Genomic DNA, 2320 nt, shown 5'->3' with positions numbered 1-2320 from the left:
CAGATGACCCCCATCTCCCCCTGGGTCGGGGCGGCGGAGGGCCGGGCCCGAGCGGTGAGGACCACCTCGAAGCCGACGTCGAGGGGGCAGGTCCGCCCTTCGATGAGGGCGTTGCACGGGAAGGTCGGTTCACCGGTCTCGTGGCACACGAGGACCCGGTGGCCGTTCGCCTCGAGCACCTGTGCCGACTGGTCGGTCGCCCAGTCGTCGGTCCCGACGACCAGGACCGTGAGGAGTCGGCTGGCCCGGCGGTGGCGCGTTGTGCTGACCCGGGCGGGATCGGCCGCACCGGCGGCCACTGAGCGCGGTGATCCGGGGGGCGTGCGGCTGGGGGCCACGCCGTGATTCTCGCCCCGGCCGAGCGTTGCGATCAGCGACGGGTCAACAACATTCGATCAACTCGGCCGCGCCGCGCCGCGGCGTCAGGACAGGCAGCCACCGGTGCCGAGCGCCTTCAGCCCGGCCAGGTCCCCGGACCCGTAGGTCCCCGGGGAGAGCGGCCCCTGCTGCGGGTACATGACCTGGCTCTGGTCCTGGGTGTGGCCGAGGCCCATCATGTGCCCGAGCTCGTGGAGCAGGAGGTGGCCCTCGCTGTAGCCCGGGCCGAAGCCGGGGCGCAGGAGCGACTTGGCCATGTCCCCGTTGACGATGGCGTAGCCCTGGAAGATCCGGTCGGGGCCGCCGTTCGAGATCCACCAGTTGCCGCCGAAGCCCGCCTCCCCACCGGTGGCCCCGAACTGCGCCGGGGTCAGCCAGGCGATCACCGCGTCCACTCCCGCGGGCAGCTGGCCGGCCTGACCGGTCGGGCTCGGGATGGCGCTGGTGGTGCCCACGTAGGTGAAGCCGATCCCGGTGGCCGAGGAGACGTAGGCGATGGCCTGCTGGGCGTCGGCCAGGGCGTTGGCCGGGGCATCGGAGAGGTTCACGGCCCACCGGATGGGGGCGCACGGGTTCCACCGGGCCGTCGTCCCGTTGGACCCGTTCGGGTACATGAACGAGTAGCTGGAGCTCCCCGTGGCCGAAGTCGTTCCACTGCTCGGTGAGCCGGTAGAGGTGGACACGGGCACCGACGGGGCGGACCCGATCGGCACCGACGGTGTCTGGGGCGTGGACAGCCCCTGTGCCCCCGACGAGCTGCTGGGGGGCTGGGTCGTGGTGGTCGGGTCCGGGACCGTGGTCGTCGGGGCGCCGGGGTCGGAGGAGGGCGCCGGCACCGCTTGGGGCGAAGCTGCGGGCGTTCCGACCGACACCACCGTGCCGTTGGCCCCGGCCAGCACGTAGCCCTGGATGGCCGGGCTGGTGGCGACGGCCGTGATCGGCCCGTGGCCCTGGCCCGTGCCGAGGAAGGGGGCGTTGCCATAGGTCATCACGCCACCGTCCCAGCCCACCAGCCAGTAGCCCTGCCCGTTGGGCGTCGCGGTCATGGCCCCGATCGGGGCGCCCAGGTGCAGGTTGCCGGCGGACCCCAGAAAGGGGGCGTCCCCGTAGGTCATGACCCCGCCGTCGGAGCCGACCAGCCAGTAGCCGCGGCCGTCAGGGGTGGTGGCCATGCCGACGACGGGCGCCGACAGGTGCAGGTTCCCGGCCGAGCCGTAGAAGCCGGCGTCGCCGGCGGTCAGGACCCCGCCGTCCGCCGCCGCCAGCCAGTACCCGCCGCCATCGGGGGTGAGGGACGCCGCCCGGACCGGGGCGGAGAGGTGGGCGGGCGGTGGAACGACCGTCTCGAGATGGGATGCGGTGCCGGCCCGGGCGGCGGGGGCACCGGCGCCACTGACGGCCAGTCCCGCTACGGATGCAGCCAGGCTGCCGACCACGACCGCCACGAAGGAACGTCGAGAAGGGGCACCACGCATGGTGGTGTCCTCGACACCTCCGGTGATACCCTTGAGGGGCCATCTGTGTCAAGAGGGACTTATCCCCCGGCGCCTGCCACAGAGCGCGCGGGGTGCCCGTTCCGGGGCCGGTTTGGCGCCACCCGACGCGCGAAGCGACAAAAGCAACAGGGGCGGAGGTTTCCCTCCGCCCCTGTTGGGACCTGCCTGCTCGGTTGCCCGTCGGAGCGCCTTGGCCCCGGCCGGCCGCTCCGTTACGAGAGGAGCGTCGTCAGCTGCTGGAAGACGTTGTCGCTGACCGCGGCGATGCCACCGAACACCGTGGCCGTCAGGAGCGACGACTTGACGCTGGTGACGTAGTCGGAGATCGACGTGGGCAGCGAAGCCGGGTCGGTGAGGAGCATCGGCCAGTTCAGCGTGACCAGGTACGGCCCGGCCGTCAGGGCGTCGGGGAAGTTGACGCCGGTGGCGAAGCCCAACCCGGTCGG

3 protein-coding genes are annotated in these 2320 nt (G+C 72.7%); all 3 read right to left on the bottom strand.

What is annotated here, in order from left to right:
* The coding region (locus VFW24_13105) for a hypothetical protein (protein HEX5267702.1) at positions 1 to 338 on the bottom strand (338 nt) is incomplete at its 3' end.
* A gap of 84 nt (positions 339 to 422) precedes the next feature.
* The gene (locus VFW24_13100) at positions 423 to 1823 is read right to left on the bottom strand and encodes a matrixin family metalloprotease (protein HEX5267701.1); all 1401 of its coding nucleotides are present in this window, start codon (positions 1821 to 1823) and stop codon (positions 423 to 425) included.
* 263 nt (positions 1824 to 2086) lie between these two features.
* On the bottom strand, positions 2087 to 2320 hold a 234-nt coding region (locus tag VFW24_13095), incomplete at its 5' end, for a cell wall-binding repeat-containing protein (protein HEX5267700.1).

Source organism: Acidimicrobiales bacterium, assembly GCA_036273495.1.
In the GTDB taxonomy this organism is placed as follows: Bacteria; Actinomycetota; Acidimicrobiia; order Acidimicrobiales; family JAJPHE01; genus DASSEU01.
This window is presented reverse-complemented; position numbering and strand designations above follow the sequence as displayed.